The following is a 22,271-nucleotide window of genomic DNA, read 5'->3' on the forward strand; positions in this document are numbered from 1 at the left end:
GGAAGAGCGAACCCTCCCGAGGCGAAGCTGATTACTTCAGTTCGACGGTGCCGCCGGCAGCTTCGATCTTCTTCTTCAGCTCTTCGGCTTCCGCCTTGTTCACGCCTTCCTTGACGGCCTTCGGCGCGCCTTCGACGAGCGCCTTGGCTTCGCCAAGACCCAGGCCGGTGATCGCGCGGACTTCCTTGATGACGTTGATCTTGTTGCCGCCGTCACCCGTCAGGATGACGTCGAATTCGGTCTGCTCTTCAGCAGCCGGGCCAGCAGCGGCAGCGGCCGGAGCGGCAGCAACGGCAGCGGCGGCCGAAACGCCCCACTTTTCTTCGAGCAGCTTCGACAGGTCAGCCGCTTCGAGGACGGTCAGAGCCGACAGTTCTTCAACGATCTTTGCAAGATCAGCCATGTTCATTCTCCATCTCAAGCCGGGATATCCCGGCAACATTTTTCAGTTCAGTTCGAAATCACGCTGCTTCTTTGGCGGCATATGCGCCAAAAACCCGCGCCAACTGGCCCGCCGGGGCTGCGGCAATCTGCGCAACCTTGGTGGCCGGAGCCTGCACCAGACCGATGATCTTGGCACGCAGCTCGTCGAGCGAGGGAAGCGAAGCAAGCGCTTTGACGCCATTCACGTCGAGGACCACGTCGCCCATGCCGCCGCCAACGATTTCAAGTTTGTCGTTGGTCTTGGCAAATTCCACGGCGATCTTTGCAGCCGAGACCGGATCGGTCGAGGTTGCGAGTGCCGTGGGACCGGTCAGCAGATCGCCGATGCCGGTGTAGGACGTGCCATCGAGCGCGATTTTGGCAAGACGGTTCTTCGTGACGCGAAAGTCGGCCCCTGCATCGCGCATTTGCTGGCGCAGCACCGTCGACTGGGCGACGGTCATGCCAAGGTTGCGGACGACCACAACCGAGGCAGCTGACGACAGCGTAGCGTTCAGCGAGGATACGGCTTCGGCCTTTTCCGTACGATCCATGCCTATACTCCACTCATCTGCCCGGATGCCCGCGCGCCGAAGCACGCGCGCCGCCGGGCGACTAACACACGCAAAAGCCATGCGGGACGAATCCCGCCTGTCCTTCGCGCAACGATGTCCGATGGGGTCGGTCAAGCCGCGTCACCTGGCGGACCAGGCGGGCGACCGATAAAAGACTGTTCCCCGTCTCGGCTGGACATTAAGAAGGGCAAATCCCCTTCACCAACTGTCTCGGACGGAATTGTCGCAGGCGAACCCGCGGCAACACGGAGGCGCTCATAGCCGGAATGGGCTGGAAGTCAAGAATATCGGCGGAAGTTGGCGAAAGTGCCGCGCAGCGCATATCAAGCCTCTTGCAAAGTCTGTTTCAAGATATATCTTAGACGCATCGAATCGCATGAAGGAGTTTAAGATGCGACAGACAATGAATCGACATGGGTGCGACAAGCGTCATGCCCTGCACCGCGCGATGCGCGAGGCGATGCACCGCGGCGGACGCGGCTTTGGTCATGGCGGCGGCTTCGGCCGCGGCTTTGGAGGGCGTCACGGGCATGACGACGATGGGCGCGGACGCCGTCGGCGGATGTTCGACGGGGGCGAATTGCGGCTCGTGCTGCTCAAGCTGATCGCCGACGAACCGCGCCACGGCTATGACCTGATCCGCCGGATCGAGGAGCTGACCGGCGGCGCCTATGCGCCGAGTCCGGGGGTCATCTACCCCACCCTCACCCTGCTGGACGATATGGGGCTGATCGAGGCGGCCGACAGCGACGGCGCGAAGAAATTATTCGCGATCACCGCGGCCGGCCGGGTCGAACTCGAAGCCAACCAGGGCGCCATCGAAGCGCTGATCGCCCGCCTGACCGAGGTCGGCGACGAGCGCCAGCGCACCGACAGCGCGTCGGTCCGCCGCGCGATGGGCAATCTCAAGGCCGTGCTGATGAACCGCCTCGGCGACCGCGACCTTGAGGAGGCGACGCTGCACGACATCGTCGCGCTGATCGACGAGGCCGCGCAAAAGATCGAGCGGCTGTGATGCGCAGCGCAGCCGCCCAGGCGCCCACCGACCATGCGAGCAAATATCTCCAGCAGCTCTGCAAGCATTGGCAGCATAATCTCGCGGTCGTCTTTACCCCCGAGCATGGCACCGTGACCTTCCCCAGGGATGCGCGCGGCGCCGAATGGGCGACCGACGCGCTGGTGACCTTCGATGCCGGACCGGGCGCGCTGTCGGTCCGCATCGACGCCAGCAGCGACGAGCATCTGGAAGCGATGAAGGGCGTCGTCGCGCGCCACCTCGACCGCTTCGCGTTTCGGGAGGCGCCGCTGGCGTTCGACTGGCAGCGGAGCTGAGGCTCGAGCAACGAGCCTTTAGAGCGGCGTGCGTTTAATCTGCACCGCCCTTTATCCGTTCGTGTCGAGCCCTTCGACTGCTTTGGCAGGCGCTCAGGATAAACTTCGGCCTCGGCCGAAGTCGAGACACCCATCGGCCTTGCTCCACGACGATGGGTGTCTCGACTTCGCTCGACACGAACGGGGTTGGATGATGCCCTAAGGCTTCAGCCCGAACCGTGCATAATCGCGCTCGATCGACGGCGACATCCGGCGTGCGATCGCGAGGTCGGCGGCGGCGTCCGACGCGCGCCCGGCCCGCTTGTAGACGATCGCGCGAAGGAAACGGCTTGACCCCATAGCCGGCACCTGGAGCAGCGCGGCGTCGAGATCGCGCAGCGCATCCTCGTCGCGCCCCATGCGCATCCAGACGAGCGCGCGGCTGTCGAGGATCGCGGCGCTGCTGTCGCTGAGTTCCATCGCCGACGTGCAATCCTTGAGCGCGGTATCGAGCGCGACGTTGCGCGTCGCCTTGATCCAGCAGCGCTGGTTCAGCATCGCCGGATTGCCCGGCTTGGCCGCGATCACCGCGTCGAGTTCGGCGATCGCGGCCTGCGCGTCGCCATATTCGCCGACCAGCGCCGCCTTCATCACGCGATAATCGTCGCGCGTCTTGCCGCCCAGCGCGATCCGCTCGTCGAACATCTTCGTCGCCGCGGCGACGTCGCCGCGCTCGGCGGTCAGGTTGGCGACGGTCGATATCGCGGCGATCGACGACGGGTCGAGCTTGCGCGCCTCCTCGGCATCGGCCAGCGCGCCGGCGCTGTCGCCCATCTCGCGCCGCGCCGAAGCGCGCGCCAGATAGGCATCGGCCGACGGCAACAGCGCGATCTGCCGCGTCAGCATCGCCGCCGCGCCCTTGTAATCGCCGATTCCCCGCTGGAACGACGCGCTGCTGGTCAGCGCGGTGATATTTTCCTCGTCGGCCTCGGCGGCTTGTTTCTTGTAGATGGTCTCGATCGCGTCGAGCTGCGAGCGCGAGGCCGCCTGCGCCAGGTTCCAGCGCCGCGTCGCGGTGTCGGGCGCGACGAGGCGCGGGGTGCGGGCAAGGAGCGTCGCCACCCTGTCGCGCTCGGCCGCCACCCCGGCCGCCGGAATCTCGACGCCCGAGGAGGTCAGCATCTCGTCGACGGTGACCATGCCGTCGGCCAGCGTCACCGACCGATCGACGTCATAACCGGCAAGGCGATCGTCCAGCGGCGCCACACCGTCGATCGTATAGCCGCGCCCGCCATCGGGCAGCTTGATGCGCAGCCGATAGCGCGCGCGGTCGGGCGCCGGGGTCGCGACCGGGATATCGGCCCACGCGGCGCGGGCGCGGTCGGGTTCGAACGAAATCAGGTCGGGCACGCGCGAAATCCAGCGCTCGGTGCGCAGATCCTGGCGTTCCCACCCCGATCCGAACACGCCGCGCGCCTTGACCGTCACGCTGCCGTCGGCGGTATCGGGGGTCGCGGTCAGCGTGCCATATTGCGCCTCGCCGACATAATGGCCGAGGAATTGTTCATACAGCTGGCGCGCTTCCTTCGGCCCGAGCTGCGACCCCGCCAGCGTCAGCAAATTGGCGAGCTGGCCGCGCACGACCATGTCGAGATCGATCACCGACGGCAGGTCGATGCTGGTGCTTTCGTCGGCCACGATCTGAAGGTCGATGGCGGGCCGCGCCGGGGCGTGCAGCGCGATCTTCACCGGCTCGGCGCCCTCGGCGCGGACCGGCAGCACATAGCCGAGCGCGGGGGTATCGCGAATGTCGCCCAGCCGGGTGCCGAGCATCGTCCCGTCGAGCCACAGGCTGTCGCCGCCGATCGTCGCATGCACCAGCACATGGTTGAAGGCGAGCGCGCTCGGCACGCGCGACGGCACCATGTCGCCAAGCGAAGCGTGCGCCATCACCGGCTCGGCGTCGATCTTCATCGCACGCAGCAGCGCCAGCAACAGCAGCGTCTTGGCCTTGCAGTCGCCATAGCGCACGTCCCACGTCCTGGCGGGCGGCTGCGGCACATAATTGCCGCCGTCCATCCCGACCGCGAGATAGCGGATCTTGTCCTGCACCAGTTGCAGCGCCATCGCCGCGCGCTGCACCGGGTCGTCGGTCGCCGCCATGATCGTGGCGACCTCGCCCGCCAGCGGACTGCCCGCCGCGATCGTGCCCTCGGTCGCATAGAGCGGCGCCATCACCTTCGACACATCGGTCCAGCTCGTAAAGGTCGACGCCTCGATGATCGGCAGCCGCTGATAGCGGACCGGCGCGTCGTTCGGCAGTTCGGTCGGCTTGGGCAGCGGCAGCGCGACCGGCAGCTCCATGAAATCGCCGTTTCGCCGCGCCTTGGGCTCGGCGCCGTTCGCCAATATCTTCCACCGCGTCGCTTCGTCGGCGCGCCACGAGAGCTTGTATCCCGCCTGCGCGATCCGCACCGGTTCGGCGATCAGCGGCATCGTCGCCTGCGCCCGCCCGCCGAGCGCGCCGTCCTTGATCGTCGTCGACATGCGCAGCCGCAATATGTCCCCGGCGCGCAGCCCCTCGACCGGCAGCGTCGCCGACAGGATGCCGGTCAGCTCGCGCTGTTCGAGCGATTGCTCGCGGCGCAGCACGGTGAATTTCTGCCCGCCCGCCAGCGCGTCGATTTCCACCCCGTCGCGCAGGATCGCCAGTTGGTGGATGATCAGGTCGCCCTTGTCGGGCGCCCAGGCGACGGTGATATTGCTATATTGCGACAGTTCTTCGGGGGTGCTGAGCTTGATCGCGGTGTCGGCATAATTCCACACCGTGGCGCCGTCGATGCGCTGCTGGAAATCGAGCACTGCGATCCCGCCGGTCACATTTTGCGGATCGGCCAGCTTGGCCGGGGTGATCCACGCCGGCGCCGGTTCATAGAGCGGCTGCTCGCCCGCCATCGCCACGCTCGCCGGCGCGACCAGCATCGTCGCCGCCAGCGCCAACCGCCCCCATCGGGTCATCGCTTCATCCCCCTGTCCCTCTGCCCTTCGCCTTGCCTGCATGGGCAAGGTGTTCAATGCAACCGCTTTTGGTGCCGCAATGCGCCCGTTGGTCAGGTCGCGACGGCGTTGCGCCGGGCATAGAGGAAATAGACGGCAAGCCCGGCGACGTTCCAGATGCCGAACCAGGTCTGCGTCTTTACCGGCAGGCTGAGGAAGAGGTAGAAGCAGCCGAGCACCGCGATGGTGCCGATGACCCACGGCATCGGCGCGCGAAAGGTGCGCGGCGCTTGCGGAGCACGGACACGCATGATCAACATGCACACCGACACCGCGGTGAAGGCGGCGAGCGTCCCCGCATTGGCGAGCGCCGCCAGTTCGTCGAGCGGGATGAAGCCGGCGAGGATCGCGACGACGATCGCGGTAAAGATGGTGATCCGCACCGGCGTCCCGCGCGCCGACAGCTTGGCGAGGCTGGCCGGGAGCAGGCCGTCGCGCGCCATGGTGAAGAAGATGCGGCTTTGCCCGAAGAAAAAGGCGAGGATGACGGTCGGCAGCGCGACGACCGCCGAAATGCCCAGATATTGCGCGGCGCGCGCCTGCCCCAGTTCGCGCAGGATCAGCGCCAGCGGTTCGGGGCTGTTGGCGAAGCGGCTGTAGGAAACGGCGCCGACCGCCGCGACCGCGACCGCGATATAGATGATGACGCAGGCGATCATCGATCCGACGATCCCGATCTTGAGGTCGCGGTCGGGATTTTTCGTTTCCTCGGCCGCGGTCGCGATCGCGTCGAAGCCATAGAAAGCGAAGAAGATGATCGCCGCCGCCGCCATCACCCCGCGCTCGACCCCGTCGGCCCCCATATGCTTGGCAAAGCCATAGGGGCTGAACGGCTCCAGATTGGCGGCGTTGAAGGCGGGCAGCGCCACCGCGACGAACACGACCAGCGCGGCGATCTTCACCAGCACCAGGATCGCGTTCACCGTCGCGCTTTCGCGGGTGCCGAAGAGCAGCATCCCGGCGACGACCGCGATGATCGCGACCGCCGGCAGGTTGACGATGCCGCCAAGCTCCGGCCCCTGCATCAGCGTCATCGGCACGTCGGCCCAGGCGTGCAGCAAGGGCGCGGCATAGCCCGACCAGCCGACCGCGACCGCGCTCACCACCAGCGAATATTCGAGGATCAGGCTCCACCCCACGACCCAGGCGATCAGCTCGCCGATCACCACATAGCTATAGGTATAGGCGCTGCCCGACGCGGGGATCATCGTCGCCATCTCGGCATAGGCGAGCGCCGCGCAGGCGCAGATCAGCCCCGCGACGACAAAGGACAGGATCACCGCCGGCCCCGCCTTGTCGGCGCCGACGCCGATCAGCGTCAAAATGCCGGTGCCGACGATCGCCCCGACCCCCAGCGCGACCAGATGCGGCCAGCTCAGCGTCCGCGCGAGCCCGTGGCCGTGCGGCTGGTCCCGAACGATGATCTTGCGGCGCAGCAGGCTGTCGGACATGCGGTGGCTCCCCCTGGTCTTTGCGCTGCTTGTAAGGGAGTGATGCGTCAGCGCAAGATAACAACAAGGGTTGTCTGGGAACGGGAAGCGCCGGTTTCTTCATCCCCTCCTCTGAAGAGGAGGGGTTTATCGGCGGTCGCTTCCTGCCGTCTGCCGTCAGAGCAGTCCCTCGATCGCCTCCGCCAGCTTCGCGTCGCGCGCCGACAATCCGTCCGCGTCGTGCGTCGTCAGCAGGATGTCGACGCGGTTATAGACGTTCGACCATTCGGGATGATGGTCCATCTTTTCGGCAAGGATCGCGACGCTGGTCATGAAGCCGAACGCCTGCGCGAAATCGTCGAACTGGAACCGCCGGGTCATCGCATCGCGCGCGGGCTCGTGCGCCCATTCGGGAAAGCGGGCGAACAGCGCCGCGCGCTCGGCATCGTCGAGTTTCCGGACCATCTCTTTTCTCCCGCTGGTCAATCCCTGCCCGCCGCCATAAGGAAGGGCGCGATGAGCGACAAGAGTGCCTTTCCCCCCGATCTGTCCGGCGCCTGGACCGGCAGCGCTCCCGACGCCGACGCGATCTTCGCGATGGCCGAGGCGGCGCTCGAAACGCTGCCCGCGGTGTTCAAGCCGCATATCGAGGGCGTCGTCCTCGCCGTCGAGGAATTCGCCGACAACGAAATGCTCGCTTCGCTCGGCATCGACCATCCCTACGACCTCACCGGCCTCTACGAAGGGCGCCCGCTGACCGAGCGCAGCATCGACCACAGCGGCGGCATGCCCGACCGGGTGACGCTCTATCGCATCCCCATCCTCGTCGAATGGATCGAGGAGGGCGAGCGGCTCGATGGGCTGGTGCGCCATGTGCTGGTCCACGAGATCGGCCATCATTTCGGCTTTTCCGACGACGATATGCACGCGCTCGAGGCTATGGCGTGAGCGCGCCTCCGCGCGCGGGGGGCGTGAGCGAGCTTCTGCGGCTCGACCGGGTGGCGTGCATCCGCGGCGACCGGCTGCTGTTCGAGGGGCTGTCGCTGGCGCTGGCGCGCGGCGATGCGCTCTGGCTGCGCGGGCCGAACGGCGCGGGCAAGTCGAGCCTGATCCGCCTCGTCGCCGGGCTGCTCCGCCCCGCCGCGGGAACGGTCGAGCACCGCGAGCGCGTGGCGCTGATCGACGAAGCGGCGGCGCTCGACGCCGAACTCCCCTTGCGCCGCGCGCTCGATGTCTGGGCGCGGATCGATACCGTCGACGGCCAGGCGGTGACCCGCGCGATGGCCGACATGGCGCTGGCGCCGCTCGCCGAAGTGCCGGTGGCGATGCTGTCGACCGGCCAGCGCAAGCGCGCCGCGATGGCGCGGGTGATCGCCAGCGGCGCGCCGATCTGGCTGCTCGACGAGCCCGCGAACGGCATGGACGACGCTGCGCAGGCGCGGCTGGTGGCGGCGATCGCGCGCCACCGCGCCAATGGCGGCGCGGTGCTGCTGGCGTCACATTTTGCGCTGGGGATCGATGATCTGGCCGAGTTGGATATGGGGGCGCTGGCGTGATCCGGTTCCCGTCATTGCGAGCGGAGCGAAGCAATCTCCAGCCATCGGCCTTGCGCATGGTCGATGGCTGGAGATTGCTTCGTCGCTACGCTCCTCGCAATGACGGAGGCGTGCAATGACCGCGCTGATCGCGCTCTTCTGGCGCGACCTTCGGCGCGCGTGGGGCAGCGGGGCGCTGTGGCTACCGGTGCTGTTCTTCCTGCTCGTCGCGACTGCCTTTCCCTTTGCGGTCGGCCCCGACGCACCCTTGCTCGCACGGACGGGCGGCGGGATGATCTGGGTCGCGGCGCTGCTCGCGGCGTTGCTGCCGATCGACCGCCTCGTCCGCCCCGACCGCGAGGCGGGGGTGCTCGACCAGCTCGCGGTGCGCGGCTTCGCCGACGAAGTGATTGCCGCGATCAAGATCGCCGCCCACGCGATCGGCTTCGGCCTGCCGCTGCTGATCGCGCTGCTCCCCGCCGCCGCTCTCCTCGCGCAGGATGCCGCGCGCGTCGAAACGCTGGCGACCGGGCTGCTGATCGCGATCCCGGCGCTGGCCTCGCTCGCGGTGCTGAGCGCGGCGCTGACCGCGAATTTGAAAGGCGGCAGCGCGATCGGCGGGCTGCTCGTCCTGCCGCTCGCGGTGCCGCTGCTGATCTTCGGCGCCGGGATGCTCGACCCGTCGGGGCGCGGGGCGGTGAAACTGCTGTCGGCGGCGAGTCTGTTGCTGACGGTGATCGGTCCGTTTGCGGCGGGGGCAGCGCTCAGGGGGCTGCGGGAATAGCGGCTTTCGACCGGAAGGCGACATCTCTTTCATCGTCACCCTGAACTTGTTTCAGGGTCCATGGCCGGACGTCTCCTTCAGCGCGGCGCTGGACGAGAACTCAGGCCATGGATGCTGAAACGAGTTCAGCATGACGAGGTTTAAAGCCTGCAATCGACTGATTGCGGACGGCTGCTCTCCCCTCCCGCGGGCGGGAGGGGATGGGGGTGGGCAGCGGCGTCGCAATGGCCCACCCCGCTGCGGCTAGCGAACAAGTTCGCAAGTCTCGCTGCCCCTCCCGCTTGCGGGAGGGGACATCAGCGCCATCCTTCAACGTCCGCTCCCCACCCCAAACAGCCCATAAGAAAAGGGCCGGAGTTTCCCCCGGCCCTTCCCTAATTCATCGTGCCTGAAATCAGGCGCCGGTGATGTCGGCCGTATCGACCTTCACGCCCGGGCCCATCGACGACGACAGCGCGATCTTGCGGACATATTTGCCCTTGGCGCCGGCGGGCCGGGCCTTGACGATCGCGTCGACGAAAGCGTCGAAATTCTGGCGCAGCTTTTCCTCGCCGAACGACAGCTTGCCGATGCCGGCGTGGATGATGCCGACCTTTTCGACGCGGAATTCGATCTGGCCGCCCTTGGCGGCCTTGACCGCTTCGGCGACGTTCGGGGTGACGGTGCCCAACTTCGGGTTCGGCATCAGGCCCTTCGGACCCAGCGTCTTGCCGAGGCGGCCGACGATGCCCATCATGTCCGGCGTCGCGATGACGCGGCCATAGTCGAGGTTGCCCGCGAGCATGTCTTCCATCAGGTCTTCGGCGCCCACCTTGTCGGCGCCGGCGGCCAGCGCCTTGTCGGCATTGTCGCCGCGCGCGAAGACCGCGACCTTGACGTCCTTGCCGGTCCCGGCGGGGAGCGTCACGACGCCGCGGACCATCTGGTCGGCGTGGCGCGGATCGACGCCGAGGTTCATCGCGATTTCGAGCGTTTCGTCGAACTTCGCCGAGGCGAGGTCGCGAATGGTCTTGATCGCTTCATCGACGCCGTGCAGCTTCAGCGCGTCGACCTTGCCCTCAAGGGCTTTCTGCTTCTTGGTCAGCTTGGTCATCGCTTCAGCCCTCCGTCACTTCGAGGCCCATCGAGCGGGCGCTGCCTTCGATGATCTTCGTCGCCTGTTCGATGTCGTTGGCGTTGAGATCCTTCATCTTGATCTCGGCGATTTCGCTGAGCTTCGAACGCGCGATCGTGCCCGCGCTGATCTTGCCCGGCTCCTTCGAACCCGTCTTCAGGTTCGCGGCCTTCTTGATCAAATAGGTCGCCGGGGGCGATTTGGTGATGAAGGTGAAGCTCTTGTCGGCGAAAACGGTGATGATGGTCGGGGTCGGCTGACCCTTTTCCATGTCGCCGGTCGCGGCGTTGAACGCCTTGCAGAATTCCATGATGTTGACGCCGCGCTGACCCAGCGCCGGCCCGAGCGGCGGCGAGGGGTTTGCGGTCCCCGCCGGAACTTGCAGCTTGATATAGCCGCTGATCTTCTTAGCCATGAATGGCCTCCTGTCTTTCTGTCGCCCCGGACCTGGTCCGGGGCTCAAAATAAGCGGTCAAGCAGAAGGGCATCACCCCTTCCTCCCGCGCGGAATCGCAACCGTGTCTGATGCGAAGCGGCGCCGTTAGACGGAACGGGCCGGAAATGCAATGACGAAGCTAAGCCGGCGGCCGATACCGCACGAGCCCTTCCTGGACGACGGTGGCGATCAGCGTGCCGTCCTGGCGATAGATGGAGCCGCGACACAGCCCGCGATCACCGCCGGTCCACGGGCTGTCCATCACGAAAACGAACCAGTCGTCGACGCGGATATCGCCGTGGAACCACATCGCATGGTCGAGGCTGGTCGAAACCAGTCCCGGCGACCAGAAATTCACCCCGTGCGGCAGCATTGCGGAGGAAAGCAGCCCCATGTCGGAGGCAAAGGCCAGAAAGCCGCGGTGGATCAGCGGATCGTCGCCGACCGGCGCCGCGGCGCGGAACCATTGATAATGCTGCGTCGCGCCCGCCGATGCGGGGGGGCGATAGCTGCGCACCTCGAACGGCCGGCGCCGCGCCATGTGGGCCAGATGCTCGTCGGAAATATGAGGGTCGGCGGCGACGAAATCGGCAAAGTCCCAGCAGTCTTCGGGGGGTCGCAATTCGGGCATCGGCACCTGGTGCGCCAGACCCGCCGCGGGCACCTGGAACGAGGCGGTGAGGTTGAAGATCACCTTGCCGTCCTGGCGCACGACGACGCGGCGGTTCGAGAAGCTGCGCCCGTCGAAATCGCGGTGGATGCGGAAATGCAGCGGCTTGGTCTCGTCGCCGCCGCGCAGGAAATAGGCGTGGAGCGAATGGACCTGCTTGCCGGGATCGACGGTGCGCGCCGCGGCGATCATCGCCTGTGCGATCACCTGTCCGCCGAAGATGCGGTCGCGCGCCGTGGTCGCCAGCGCGGGAAAGGTGAATTCATCCTCGACACCGGGGACCGGATCGAGATCGAACAGCCGCGCGACATCGGCGACGACCATGGCGGCGGACACGCTGGCGTTGACCGCGCGCGCGCGGTCGATGCGCGCCTGTATCTGCTCTGAAGAAAATGTCGTCACAACGAAGCCCGCCCCATTTTCGTCGCCCCCGCGAAGGCGGGGGCCGCTGGCAAGCTTGCGCTGCACCGAACCGCGGCCCCCGCCTTCGCGGGGGTGACGCTTATTTCATCCGTTCGACCTGCTCGAAATCGAGCTCGACGGGGGTCGCGCGGCCAAAGATCGACACGCTGACCTTGACCCGCGCCTTGTCGAAATCGAGTTCCTCGACGATGCCGTTGAAGCTCGCGAACGGGCCTTCGAGCACCTTGACCTGGTCGCCGATCTCGTAATCGACGCGAATCTCGGTCTTGGGGCGCGCCGCGGCCTCTTCCTTGCTGTTCAGGATGCGCGCGGCCTCGGCCTCGCTGATCGCCTGCGGCTTGCCCATCGATCCCAGGAAGCCGGTGACCTTCGGCGTGTTCTTGACGAGGTGATAGACGTCGTCGGTCATCGTCAGCTTGGCGAGCACGTAGCCGGGAAAGAATTTCCGTTCGGCCTGCACCTTCTTGCCGCGCTTCACTTCGGTGACGGTCTCGACCGGCACCTCGACCGCTTCGACGAGCTGCGACAGCCCCATGCGCTCGGCCTCGGCGAGCACCGAATCGCGAACCTTGTTCTCGAAGCCCGAATAGGCGTGAATGATGTACCAGCGCGCCATGATGCGTGTCCCTTATTAAACCCTGCTGCCGCGCTTAGCGCGCGAGCGACGTCAGCCAGCTGACGATGAATTTGAAAACCGAATCGACGCCGAAGAAGAAGAGCGCGAGGAGCGTCGTCATGATCAGCACCATGATCGTCGTCTGCACCGTCTCGCGGTTCGACGGCCACACGATCTTGGTGGCTTCGGTTTTCACCTGGTTGACGAATTCGCCAAACTTGGGCCTCGCCATATCGATCGTCCTGTCCTTCAAGCGTCCCGAAGCGCGCCCGGCTTTGACGACATCAAAACCGGCACTTTCAGGCCTTTGTTTTTCCGCGCTTTCCGATTCACCGGGTGAGTCCACCCGGCCGGAAAACGCTTTGGGGTTCCGGGCAGATGGGTTGCCGCCCCTCCCGCGTCAAGCGCGCTTTGGGCAAGTGTCCGCCCACCCTCCCCGGCGAGGCCGGCGAAAGGCGGAGGGAAACGGCGCAACTGTCCGAATGGAGCGGCCTTTACTTGCGCGCCGCGGCCTTGGCAAGCGATTGCGATTCAGGCGGGCGCCGACAGCTTCATCAGCACCAGCCCCGCCACGATCAGCAGCGCGGCGACGATCCGCATCGCGCTCGCAGCCTCGCCCAAGATCGCGATGCCGACCAGAAACGCCCCGACCGCGCCGATGCCGGTCCAGATCGTGTAGGCGGTGCCGAGCGGCAGCGATTTCATCGCCAGCGACAACAAGGCAAAGCTCGCGATCATCGCGGCGATGGTGACGACGGTCGGCCCCGGCCGCGTGAAACCCTCCGACTGCTTCATCGAAAAGGCCCAGACGATCTCGAACAGACCGGCGACGGCAAGATAGATCCACGGCATGACAGCCTCCTCTTGGCTGCCGGGCCGTCCCGGACCTGATACCTGCCCCGAAACCGGCGAAACCGACGCGGCAGGTGGGGACGTGGCCCCATTGTTTTCCGATCCGGCGGCGATCCGCGAACCTTCATAAATCCTTTAGATCGCCTTCAGGACAGCGCAAGCGGCGTTCGGTAGATCGGCCCTGCCTTGCATCTCTCCATGCGACCCAGGGATGTGGGTAGCCCCGTCGCGCCGCAAGCGCGGCGGGGTTTTACCCCGCCTCACGAGAGCGACGGGCGCTCGATCGCGCGGGAGTCCGGCGAGCCATCGAAACGATGGCAGGGGCAGCAGGATTCGAACCCGCGACCCTCGGTTTTGGAGACCGATGCTCTACCAGCTGAGCTATACCCCTAGGCCGGAGTGCGCCCCTAGCCCGATTGCGGCGCGCGGGCAAGGGGGATCGGTCGGCCCGGGAACGGGATGACGGGTTGCATATGGCAACTCGCCTGATATGCGCGAAGGCTCATGACCGACGCCGCGTTCCCCTCCTCCGCCGCACCGCAACATTATCTCGGCGGCATCGCGCTGCGGCTGCTCGCGATGGCGAGCCTGTCGTTCATGTTCGTGCTGGTCAAATATATCGCCGCGGACGGCATCCACATCGTCGAAAGCCTGTTCTGGCGGCAAGCAATGGTGTTGCCGATGCTCGTCCTGTGGGCGCTGACCCACGGCGGCCTCGGCATCTTCCGCACCCGGCGGATCGGCACCCACGCCCGCCGCGCCGCGATGGGACTGACCGGGATGGCGCTCAATTTCGGCGGCATGATCTATCTGCCGATGGCCGAGGCGACGACGATCAACCTGTCGGTGCCGATCATCTGCGTTTTTCTCGCCGCCGCCCTGCTCGGCGAGCGCGTCGGCCCCGCGCGCTGGAGCGCGGTGTTCGTCGGCTTCGTCGGCGTGCTGATCGTCCTCAACCCGACGACGCTGCTGACCCAGGGGTTCGCGGGCGACCACGGCCTCGGCACGCTGATCGCGCTCGGCGGCGCGGGGATGACCGCGCTGATCACCATCCAGGTCCGCGACCTCGGCCGCACCGAAAGCGCGCTGACGATCGTCTTCTGGTTCAGCCTGATCTCGCTGGTCCCGCTCGGTCTCGCCCTGCCCTTCGTCATCACGCCGCACGGCGCGGCGGAATGGGGCCTGCTGATCGGCCTCGGCCTGCTCGGCGGGGTGGCGCAGCTTTCGCTGACCGGCGCGCTGCGCCTCGCGCCGGTGTCGGTGGTGACCCCGATGGATTATTCGAGCCTGCTGTGGTCGATCGCCTGCGGCTGGTGGTTCTTCGGCACGCTTCCCGCCGATACCACCTGGGCCGGTGCGCCGCTGATCGTCGCGAGCGGCCTGTTCATCGCCTGGCGCGAACAGCGCCGCCATATCGAACGCCCCAAGGAGGTCGCCGCATGACGACGCCGAACGCCCGGCCCATCCTCTATCATTGCCCCGACGCCCGCTCGCTCCGCTGCCTGTGGGCGGTCGAGGAAGCCGGGATCGACGTCGACCTGCGCGTCCTCAAATTCCCGCCGCGCGCTTTCGAGCCCGACTATCGCGCGGTAAACCCGCTGATGACCGTTCCCGGCTGGGTCGAAGCCTGCCCTGAGCGCCTGCAAGGCAGTCGAAGGGGACGGCTGATGACCGAATCGGCCGCGATCTGCGAGCGCATCGCCGAAGGGACGCCGCTCGAGGTGCGCCGCGACGAAGCCGATTATTGGGACGCGCGCAACTGGCTCCACCGCAGCGACGCGACGCTGACCTTCCCGCTCGCGATCATGATCCGCTACACCCGCGTCGAGCCCGAGCACCGCCGCCTCGCGCAGGCGGTCGCGGACTATAAGGCCTTCTTCGGCGGCCGCGCCAAAAGCATCGAGGCGGCGCTGGCGGACGGCCGCGACTGGCTGGTGGCGGGACGCTTCACCGTCGTCGACATCGTCATCGGCTATGCGGCGTTCCTGGCGACGACGCTGGGGGCGGACGATGGGCTGGGCGAGGCAACGCGGCATTGGCTGGCGCGCTGCATGGCGCGCGATGGGTTCAAGGCAGCCCGGCGGCGGCAGACGATCGGTTGATCGCGCCGGATCACGGCGAAGTCACAAGGCCTCGCCGCCGCGGTTTCGCGGCTCCTGGCACGCGACCTTGACTTTTGGGGAATAATCGCCCATATAGTCCGGGCTAACGTCGCCTGCGACGGAAATTTACGGCCTTTCCGGCACTATCTTCCCTTCACACGCTACCAGCTCCGCCGGTGCATTTTGCCGGGGGATTTTCTATTTCCGTGAAAGGAAAAACACTCATGGCTACCGGTATCGTCAAATTTTTCAGCCAGGACAAGGGTTATGGCTTCATCGAGAACGAAGACGGCTCGGGCGACAATTTCGTCCACATCACCGCCGTCCAGAGCGCCGGGATGACGACGCTGAACAAGGATCAGCGCGTTTCCTACGAACTCGAAACCGGCCGGAACGGCAAGACCTCGGCGATCAACCTCCAGTCGGCCTGATAATTGGCCAAAGAGGAACTGATGACCTTCGAGGGGCAGATCGATGAGATCCTGCCCGACGGACGCTTCGGCGTCGTGCTCGAAAATGGTCACCGGGTCATCGTCTATACGGCTGGCCGGATGCGGCGTTTCCGCATCCGGTCGGTCGTCGGCGATGCCGTCCGCGTCGAAATGACGCCCTATGACCTGACCAAGGGTCGCCTCGTCTACCGCGAACGCGGGGGCGGGCCGGCCGTTGCCGGCCAGCGCAAACGGCGCTGACCCACCAAGGACGTCGGCGCGGCACGCGCTGACCTTTACCGATGAGATCGGCGCCCTTCGCGCCGGTCTCCAATATTATTACATAGAATCAAAGATAAAGATGATGACAATATTTCCTAACCCTATGATCTACCCCGCTCTGCCCGCGCTGTCGCTGGCCGGCAAGGCACAGACGGCCATAACGCCGCGCCGCCGCCCGACGCTGTCGCGCCGCGAACTCCGGCGACTGATCGCCGACATGGTCGATTGACCCGAACCCTGAAGGAGCCACCACCGTGTCGGCCACCATCGATTTCTATCTCACCCAGGCCGAAAAATGCACGGCGGAGGCCGAGACCTCGCCGCTGAACCAGGTTCGCGATCGCAATTTGCGCGCCGCCGCGGCGTGGCAGGCGATGGCCGACAAGCTGCTCCACTCCGAAAGACTGCGCGCCGAAAAGGAGCAGCTCGCCGCCGCCGCGGCGAAAGGCTGATCGCTTCGGCGCCGTCCTTCGGCGCTGGCCATACCGCCCTTCGGGCCTCTTCCCGTCACGAACGCATCCTCTCTTGCGCGGCCTTCCCTTTACGTTAAGGTAAGCCTCAAACTGCAACCGAGAGTGAGTGATTCATGGCCCTTCCTCCGATCTTCGACCGTCTGCGCCTGCCCGTCATCGGATCGCCTTTGTTCATCGTTTCGGGCCCCGAACTCGTCATCGCCCAGTGCAAGGCCGGGGTGGTCGGCAGCTTTCCAGCGCTCAACGCGCGGCCGCAGCCGCTGCTCGACGAATGGCTGCACCAGATCACCGAGGAGCTGGCGGCGTGGGACCGCGCCCATCCCGATCGCCTGTCGGCGCCCTTCGCGGTCAACCAGATCGTCCACAAATCGAACGACCGCCTCGAAGCCGACATCGCGACCTGCGAGAAGTGGAAGGTGCCGATCACCATCACCTCGCTCGGCGCCCGCGCCGAACTCAACCAGGCGGTGCATGGCTGGGGCGGCATAACCCTGCACGACGTCATCGACGATCGCTTTGCCCGCAAGGCGGTCGAAAAGGGCGCCGACGGCCTGATCCCGGTCGCGGCGGGTGCGGGCGGCCATGCCGGGCGCCAGTCGCCCTTTGCGCTGGTGCAGGAAATCCGCGAATGGTTCGACGGCCCCGTCGCGCTGTCGGGAGCGATCGGCCACGGCCGCTCGATCCTCGCCGCGCAGGCCTGCGGCGCCGACCTCGCCTATATCGGCAGCGCCTTCATCGCGACCGCCGAAGCCAATGCCGAGGACGGCTACAAGAATGGCATCGTCGAGGGCCGCGCCGACGACATCGTCTATTCCAACCTCTTCACCGGGGTCCACGGCAACTACCTCCGCCAATCGATCGTCGCGGCGGGGATGGACCCCGACAGCCTGCCCGAAGGCGACCTCAAGACGATGAACTTCGGTTCGGGCGGCAATACCAAGGTCAAGGCGTGGAAGGACATCTGGGGATCGGGCCAGGGCATCGGCCCCGTCACCGCGGTCCGCCCGGTCGCCGAATTCGTCGCCGAACTCGAAGCGCAATATTTGGCCGCGCGCCGCGAACTCGAAGCAAAGGTGCGGCTCTAATACCAAGGTGCGGCGATCCTGACCCATGAGGACGGCTTCTGGCGGTTCTCGGCAAGGAGGCTGCGACGTGGCGATGAACCCATCGCCGCTTCCGCTCCTCTTCGCCAGCAAACGGGACTGGCAATCCTCATGGGTCAGCGTCACCGCACCTTGGTATAACCTCCGAACAGCCGCCCGATCGCATCGTCGAGATAGGGGCGATCGGCGAACAGCCGCATCGGATCGCGCCGATTGAGCCAGAAGGCGCCGCCGTGCCGGTCAGTCAGCGCCCGCCGCATCACATCCTGCAACAGGCGCAGCCGCATCGTCGCGGTGCGCCGGGCGCTCCGCAGATCGGCGGGAGCGTGCAGCGCGAAGTGGACCCGCACCTGCTCGACGCGCGCCGCGAGGACGTCATTATAGTCGCGGGGCGGCCCGCGGTGGAGCGCGTGGCCCGACGACAGGGCCGCGCTTTCACATCCCGGCAGGATCAGGCCGTTGCGGTCGAACCGGTGAAGCGCGAAGCCGTCGATTTCCAGTTGGCGGAACATCGCTGCCATTTGCGGTCGCCGCAGCAGCGCGACCGGAATCAGATGGTGGCGCTGGAAACCGGGCTGCGGCGGGGGCGCTCCTTGCCACCGCCGCATCGCCGTCAAAGGTCGCTGCCGAATTCCACGCGAACGATCGTCCGCCCGCCCGCCTCGCCAACGGTCGGGACCATCGACACCCATTCGCCGGGGTCGAGGCCCCGCAAGCGCCGGGCGTCGGTGACCGGGCCGTTCAAGATGATATCGAGCGCCAGCCGCGCCAGCCGCCGGACCATTTCGGCGACCGTCCAGCTCGCGGGAATCCGGCCCTCGATCTCCTGCTCGCCGAACAGCGCGAGTCCCCGGGTCCGGACGACCGCGCCGCCCGCTGCTTCGCTGCGGCGAAAGGCGATCAGATGCAGCACCGGCGGCATGCCGCTCGCCAGCATCTCGGCAATGGCCTCGCGGAATTGGGGCGCGTCGGTCCACAGCCGTGCCGGGCCCCAGAAAATATGGCTCGCGTCGAACAGGTCGACCAGCAACACCATCGTCTTGAAGAATTCGCGCAGCCGCATCGCCAGATTTCCCGGCGTATCGCGGCCTCCCCCCGCTTCGGGAATCAACACCCACACCCGCCCTGCGCCGCGCCATGTTTCGCACAGCCGCGCCGCAAGCTGGCTGGTCGCGGGATGCCGCGGATCGGCGAGGTCGAGCGTAGCGGCCGACGCGCGGCCGATCAGCGCCGAGGCCGATCCGAACCGCAGGCGGAACATCGGCGCTTCGGCGCGCGGATCGTTCGGGTCCAGGGGTTCGGGGCGAAGGCCCATGCGGCGCAGCGCCGCCGCGAGTCCGGCTTCGCCGCCGTCGTCCGCCCTCCCGACGATCAACGCAAGGGGTTCCGGCGCCACCGGCATGATCGGCCTGTTGCTGCTTTCCGTCCGCATGTCGCTGGTCGCCCTGCCCGAGGGATCGATCCTGCATCGCAAGACTTGCCGCAATGTTCAAACGCTTATTCGGACATTGCGGTAAGTTAACCCGCGACAATCAAATCGCGACCTGGCTCCCCAGCTCGACCACGCGATTCGTCGGCAGGCGGAAATATTCCATCGCGCTTTCCGAATTGCGCAGCATCCACGCGAACAATTTCTCGCGCCAGATCGGCATGCCGGGCTTGCTCGCGGCGATCAGCGTCTGGCGCGACAGGAAAAAGCTGGTCTCGAGCATCTTGAACTCGCCGCCGCAGCCGGTGACGCGCTTCAGCGCCTCGGGGACGTCGACCGGCTGCATGAAACCATAATTCAGGATCAGCCGGTGGAACCCCTGCCCCAGATCGTCGAGCTGGCACAATCGCTCTTCCTGCACGAACGGCACGTCGGCGATCTTGATCGTCAGCAGGATGATACGTTCGTGCAGCACCTTGTTGTGCTTGAGATTGTGGAGCAGCGCGTGCGGCACGCCGTCCGACGACGACGTCATGAACACCGCGGTGCCGGGAACCCGCGTCGCGCTGTTGGCGGCGGACTTGACGAACACCGGGATCGGCATCGCGCCCTCGGCCATTTCCTGCTGCATCAGCTTGCGTCCGCGCGACCAGGTCGTCAGCATGGTGAAGATGGTCAGGCCGATCGCCAGCGGCACCCAGCCGCCGTCGGGAACCTTGATCAGATTGGCGCCGAGATAGGCGATATCGACGATGAAGAAGACGGCGAGGACCGGGATCGCCTTCCACGCCGGCCAGCGCCAGAGCATGAACAGCACAACGCTCATCAGACAGGTGTCGATGAACATCGCGCCGGTCACCGCGATGCCATAGGCGGCGGCGAGGTTGCTCGACGATCCGAAGAAGAGGACGAGGAGGATGACCATCACCATCAGGCCCCAGTTGACCACCGGGATATAGATTTGTCCCTGCGCCGATGCGCTCGTGTGATCGACGCGCAGGCGCGGCATGAAGCCGAGCTGAATCGCCTGCTGGGTCAGCGAGAAAGCGCCCGAGATGACCGCCTGGCTGGCGATGATCGTCGCGAGCATCGCAAGCAGCACCACCGGCACCTTCCACGCCTCGGGCATCATCAGGAAGAAGGGGTCCTGGACCAGTTGCGCCGTCGGCGCGACCTCCGCCGCAAGGACCATCGCGCCCTGTCCCATATAATTGAGCATCAGCGCGGGCAGCACGAAGCAGAGCCAGCTCAGCCCGATCGGCGCGCGCCCGAAATGCCCCATGTCGGCATAGAGCGCTTCGGCCCCCGTCACCGCGAGCACCACCGCGCCCAGGGCGACGAAGGCGGTGAAGCCGTCGAGCCAGAAGAAGCGCAGCGCGTTGATCGGATTGAGCGTGTGCATCACGATCGACGGATGATCGACGATGTGCGTCACCCCCAGGACCGCGAGCATCAGAAAATAACAGAGCATGATCGGGCCAAAGAGCATGCCGACCTTCGCCGTCCCGCGCGCCTGGATCGCGAACAGGCCGATCAGGATCGTCAGCGCGATCGGCACGATATAGGGTTCGAACCCGCGGCTCACATATTGCAGGCCTTCGGTCGCCGACAGCACCGACATCGCGGGGGTGATCATCGAGTCGCCGTAGAAGAGCGCGGTCGCAAAGACGCCGAGCAGCACGATCGGCCACGTCCAGCGCTTGCCCTCCGACGAGCGGCTGATCAGCGCGAGCAACGCGAGACTGCCGCCTTCGCCCTTGTTATCGGCCTTCATGATCGTCAGCACATATTTGAAGGTCACGACGAGCATCATCGACCAGAAGACGAGGCTCAGCACGCCATAGATGTGCAGCCGGTCGGCCTCGATCGAATGATGGCCGGCAAAGGTTTCGCGAAAAGCGTAGAGCGGGCTCGTCCCGATGTCGCCGAACACCACGCCGACCGCGCCGACGGCAAGCTTCAGCTTCCCATCCTTATGGTGCCCGTGGCCGTAATGGGCCGTTTCGGCAGTCGTCGCCGCGCTTCCCGCGCCGCCGTCCGCCCGTTGCGACTCAGCAGTCATGGCGCGCGCTTTAGACGAGCCAGCGCAAGGATAATAGGTTCCAAATCGGGACGCGCTTCAGGGACCCGCGGGCGACTCGGGCGGCAACTGCGGCCCCATCGCCTCGCGAAGCTGCGCCAGCCGCATCTCCAGGTCCGGCCGCCACGGCGCATCGGCGGGTGATCGCGTCAAAAGCTGGGTCCACACCGCCTCGGCGCCCTTCAGGTCACCGCTCTGCGCCATCGCCAGCCCCGCGAAGAAGGGCGGCGCGGGATGGCTGGGATCGCGCTTCGCCGCCTCGTCGAACGCAAGCGCCGCCGCGGGCGACATCACCCCGCCGCCATGCGCGACGAGCGCATTGCCCAGCCCGACCCACAAATCGACGCTGTCGGGATAGCGATCGAGTCCCTTTTCGAGCGTCTGCGCCGCAAGCTCGGTCTTGCCGGTGCGCATGAAACCGTCCGCCATGCCGATCCATTTCGCCGTCGGGCCAAAGCGATCGGCCATCCCCTGCTGGCGGTCGGTGATCGCTTCGCCGAAACCCTCGGGCTCCGCTGCCTTCGCGACCGGATGGCCGGGCAGCGCGGGGCTGCCCTGCAAGGCATAGCCCGCCAGCCCCAGCATGACCGCCGCGCCGGCGAGCGGCCGCGACGCGGCGGGCAGCCGGCCGAGCCAGAAAATACCGCCGACGGTCAGCGCCGCCGCGATCAGGATGAGCAACCAGATCATGCCTCGCTCTCCGCTTCATCGTCACGGCCGCCGCGGCGAAAACGCCCGAAGGCCAGCCAGCCGCCCAAGGCGAGGAACAAGAGCGGCCCAAGCCACAGCAGCGCGGTCGCCGCGTCGAACGGCGGGTCATAGCTCACCCAATTGCCATAGCGCGCGACGAGCCATTGGCGGATCGCGCCGGGGCTTTCGCCCGCCGCGATCTTGGTGCGCACCTCGTGCCGCATGTCGCCCGCGAGCGGCGCGTCGCTGTCGGCGATCGACTGCCCCTGACAGACGAGGCAGCGCAGCGTCTCCATCAGCGCCTTGGCCTTCGCTTCCTGCGCCGGATCGCGAAGCTGCTGATAGGCATAGGGCGCCGGCGGCAGGCGATCCTGCGCGGTGGCGGGCGACGTCAGACCGAGAGACAAAACCGCGAGTAAAAACGCCCACGTGCCCCTGTGCAGGCAGGAGCCCAT

At 66.4% G+C, this 22,271-nt stretch carries 28 protein-coding genes and 1 tRNA gene; 12 read left to right on the plus strand and 17 right to left on the minus strand.

The window, feature by feature from the left end:
- Window positions 1-31: 31 nt before the first annotated feature.
- Window positions 32-403, minus strand: a complete 372-nt coding sequence (gene rplL, locus CVO77_RS04825; protein WP_106000642.1) for a 50S ribosomal protein L7/L12 — start codon at window positions 401-403, stop codon at window positions 32-34.
- 58 nt (window positions 404-461) lie between these two features.
- Window positions 462-977 (minus strand): 50S ribosomal protein L10, encoded by a 516-nt coding sequence (gene rplJ, locus CVO77_RS04830; protein WP_105998139.1) that lies wholly within the window; start codon window positions 975-977, stop codon window positions 462-464.
- Between the two features lie 481 nt (window positions 978-1,458).
- Between rplJ and CVO77_RS04835 the strand changes: the two genes are divergently transcribed.
- Together CVO77_RS04835 and CVO77_RS04840 are read left to right on the plus strand one after the other, a co-directional pair.
- Complete coding sequence (locus CVO77_RS04835; RefSeq protein ID WP_106000643.1) at window positions 1,459-2,013, plus strand: PadR family transcriptional regulator; 555 nt, start codon at window positions 1,459-1,461, stop codon at window positions 2,011-2,013.
- Window positions 2,013-2,330, plus strand: coding sequence for a DUF2218 domain-containing protein (locus CVO77_RS04840; protein ID WP_105998140.1), 318 nt, complete (start codon window positions 2,013-2,015; stop codon window positions 2,328-2,330). The genes CVO77_RS04835 and CVO77_RS04840 overlap by 1 nt, the downstream gene beginning before the upstream one ends.
- A 198-nt stretch (window positions 2,331-2,528) precedes the next feature.
- Here the strand turns inward: CVO77_RS04840 and CVO77_RS04845 are convergent, their stop codons facing one another.
- From CVO77_RS04845 to CVO77_RS04855, 3 genes are all read right to left on the minus strand, one after another.
- Complete coding sequence (locus CVO77_RS04845; protein WP_242446101.1) at window positions 2,529-5,327, minus strand: DUF3857 domain-containing protein; 2,799 nt, start codon at window positions 5,325-5,327, stop codon at window positions 2,529-2,531.
- 92 nt (window positions 5,328-5,419) lie between these two features.
- Window positions 5,420-6,817, minus strand: coding sequence for an amino acid permease (locus tag CVO77_RS04850; RefSeq protein WP_105998141.1), 1,398 nt, complete (start codon window positions 6,815-6,817; stop codon window positions 5,420-5,422).
- A gap of 156 nt (window positions 6,818-6,973) precedes the next feature.
- Entirely contained in the window at window positions 6,974-7,261 is a 288-nt protein-coding gene (locus CVO77_RS04855) for a 4a-hydroxytetrahydrobiopterin dehydratase (protein ID WP_105998142.1), read from the minus strand.
- Between the two features lie 51 nt (window positions 7,262-7,312).
- Here CVO77_RS04855 and CVO77_RS04860 point away from each other — a divergent pair, with 51 nt between their 5' ends.
- From CVO77_RS04860 to CVO77_RS04870, 3 genes are all read left to right on the plus strand, one after another.
- The gene (locus tag CVO77_RS04860) at window positions 7,313-7,744 is read left to right on the plus strand and encodes a metallopeptidase family protein (RefSeq protein ID WP_105998143.1); all 432 of its coding nucleotides are present in this window, start codon (window positions 7,313-7,315) and stop codon (window positions 7,742-7,744) included.
- Between the two features lie 23 nt (window positions 7,745-7,767).
- Window positions 7,768-8,352 (plus strand): heme ABC exporter ATP-binding protein CcmA, encoded by a 585-nt coding sequence (ccmA, locus tag CVO77_RS04865; protein ID WP_106000645.1) that lies wholly within the window; start codon window positions 7,768-7,770, stop codon window positions 8,350-8,352.
- Between the two features lie 115 nt (window positions 8,353-8,467).
- Window positions 8,468-9,115 (plus strand): heme exporter protein CcmB, encoded by a 648-nt coding sequence (locus tag CVO77_RS04870; RefSeq protein ID WP_105998144.1) that lies wholly within the window; start codon window positions 8,468-8,470, stop codon window positions 9,113-9,115.
- A gap of 394 nt (window positions 9,116-9,509) precedes the next feature.
- Here CVO77_RS04870 and rplA read toward each other — a convergent pair whose 3' ends face one another.
- From rplA to CVO77_RS04905, 7 genes are all read right to left on the minus strand, one after another.
- Window positions 9,510-10,208: a 50S ribosomal protein L1 gene (gene rplA, locus CVO77_RS04875; protein ID WP_105998145.1), complete on the minus strand. Its 699-nt coding sequence runs from the start codon at window positions 10,206-10,208 to the stop codon at window positions 9,510-9,512.
- Window positions 10,209-10,212: 4 nt separating this feature from the next.
- The gene (gene rplK / locus CVO77_RS04880) at window positions 10,213-10,644 is read right to left on the minus strand and encodes a 50S ribosomal protein L11 (RefSeq protein ID WP_105998146.1); all 432 of its coding nucleotides are present in this window, start codon (window positions 10,642-10,644) and stop codon (window positions 10,213-10,215) included.
- 160 nt (window positions 10,645-10,804) lie between these two features.
- Window positions 10,805-11,737: an acyl-CoA thioesterase gene (locus tag CVO77_RS04885; protein ID WP_106000646.1), complete on the minus strand. Its 933-nt coding sequence runs from the start codon at window positions 11,735-11,737 to the stop codon at window positions 10,805-10,807.
- Between the two features lie 100 nt (window positions 11,738-11,837).
- The gene (gene nusG / locus CVO77_RS04890; protein ID WP_105998147.1) at window positions 11,838-12,374 is read right to left on the minus strand and encodes a transcription termination/antitermination protein NusG; all 537 of its coding nucleotides are present in this window, start codon (window positions 12,372-12,374) and stop codon (window positions 11,838-11,840) included.
- Between the two features lie 34 nt (window positions 12,375-12,408).
- A complete protein-coding gene (gene secE / locus CVO77_RS04895; protein ID WP_105998148.1) occupies window positions 12,409-12,606 on the minus strand; it encodes a preprotein translocase subunit SecE in 198 nt (65 codons plus the stop codon).
- 299 nt (window positions 12,607-12,905) lie between these two features.
- Window positions 12,906-13,226, minus strand: a complete 321-nt coding sequence (locus CVO77_RS04900; RefSeq protein ID WP_105998149.1) for a DMT family transporter — start codon at window positions 13,224-13,226, stop codon at window positions 12,906-12,908.
- Window positions 13,227-13,541: 315 nt separating this feature from the next.
- Window positions 13,542-13,617: transfer RNA gene (locus CVO77_RS04905), tRNA-Trp, on the minus strand.
- Between the two features lie 113 nt (window positions 13,618-13,730).
- On the opposite strand from CVO77_RS04905, the gene CVO77_RS04910 reads away from it, so the two are divergent.
- From CVO77_RS04910 to CVO77_RS04935, 7 genes are all read left to right on the plus strand, one after another.
- Window positions 13,731-14,669 (plus strand): DMT family transporter, encoded by a 939-nt coding sequence (locus CVO77_RS04910; protein WP_105998150.1) that lies wholly within the window; start codon window positions 13,731-13,733, stop codon window positions 14,667-14,669.
- Window positions 14,666-15,328, plus strand: a complete 663-nt coding sequence (locus CVO77_RS04915; protein WP_105998151.1) for a glutathione S-transferase family protein — start codon at window positions 14,666-14,668, stop codon at window positions 15,326-15,328. The genes CVO77_RS04910 and CVO77_RS04915 overlap by 4 nt, the downstream gene beginning before the upstream one ends.
- 224 nt (window positions 15,329-15,552) lie before the next feature.
- Window positions 15,553-15,759, plus strand: a complete 207-nt coding sequence (locus tag CVO77_RS04920) for a cold-shock protein (RefSeq protein ID WP_105998152.1) — start codon at window positions 15,553-15,555, stop codon at window positions 15,757-15,759.
- Between the two features lie 3 nt (window positions 15,760-15,762).
- Window positions 15,763-16,020 (plus strand): translation initiation factor IF-1, encoded by a 258-nt coding sequence (gene infA, locus CVO77_RS04925; protein ID WP_105998153.1) that lies wholly within the window; start codon window positions 15,763-15,765, stop codon window positions 16,018-16,020.
- 124 nt (window positions 16,021-16,144) lie between these two features.
- A complete protein-coding gene (locus CVO77_RS21790) occupies window positions 16,145-16,270 on the plus strand; it encodes a hypothetical protein (RefSeq protein ID WP_275541965.1) in 126 nt (41 codons plus the stop codon).
- Between the two features lie 25 nt (window positions 16,271-16,295).
- Window positions 16,296-16,493, plus strand: a complete 198-nt coding sequence (locus CVO77_RS04930; protein ID WP_105998154.1) for a hypothetical protein — start codon at window positions 16,296-16,298, stop codon at window positions 16,491-16,493.
- Window positions 16,494-16,627: 134 nt separating this feature from the next.
- Window positions 16,628-17,599, plus strand: coding sequence for an NAD(P)H-dependent flavin oxidoreductase (locus CVO77_RS04935; protein WP_105998155.1), 972 nt, complete (start codon window positions 16,628-16,630; stop codon window positions 17,597-17,599).
- A gap of 140 nt (window positions 17,600-17,739) precedes the next feature.
- On the opposite strand, the gene CVO77_RS21215 is transcribed toward CVO77_RS04935, so the two are convergent.
- The 5 genes from CVO77_RS21215 to CVO77_RS04955 form a co-directional block, all read right to left on the minus strand.
- Window positions 17,740-18,309, minus strand: coding sequence for an AHH domain-containing protein (locus CVO77_RS21215; protein ID WP_338061532.1), 570 nt, complete (start codon window positions 18,307-18,309; stop codon window positions 17,740-17,742).
- On the minus strand, window positions 18,231-19,049 hold the full coding sequence (locus CVO77_RS21220) for a hypothetical protein (protein ID WP_158258004.1): 819 nt from the start codon (window positions 19,047-19,049) through the stop codon (window positions 18,231-18,233). The genes CVO77_RS21215 and CVO77_RS21220 overlap by 79 nt, the downstream gene beginning before the upstream one ends.
- Before the next feature lie 100 nt (window positions 19,050-19,149).
- Window positions 19,150-21,108: a potassium transporter Kup gene (locus CVO77_RS04945; RefSeq protein WP_105998156.1), complete on the minus strand. Its 1,959-nt coding sequence runs from the start codon at window positions 21,106-21,108 to the stop codon at window positions 19,150-19,152.
- A gap of 57 nt (window positions 21,109-21,165) precedes the next feature.
- Window positions 21,166-21,816, minus strand: a complete 651-nt coding sequence (locus tag CVO77_RS04950) for a tetratricopeptide repeat protein (RefSeq protein WP_105998157.1) — start codon at window positions 21,814-21,816, stop codon at window positions 21,166-21,168.
- Window positions 21,813-22,271, minus strand: a complete 459-nt coding sequence (locus CVO77_RS04955) for a cytochrome c-type biogenesis protein (protein WP_105998158.1) — start codon at window positions 22,269-22,271, stop codon at window positions 21,813-21,815. Before CVO77_RS04955 ends, CVO77_RS04950 begins: the two co-directional genes overlap by 4 nt.

The sequence above is a fragment of the Sphingopyxis lindanitolerans genome (genome assembly GCF_002993885.1).
Classification (GTDB): Bacteria; Pseudomonadota; Alphaproteobacteria; order Sphingomonadales; family Sphingomonadaceae; genus Sphingopyxis; species Sphingopyxis lindanitolerans.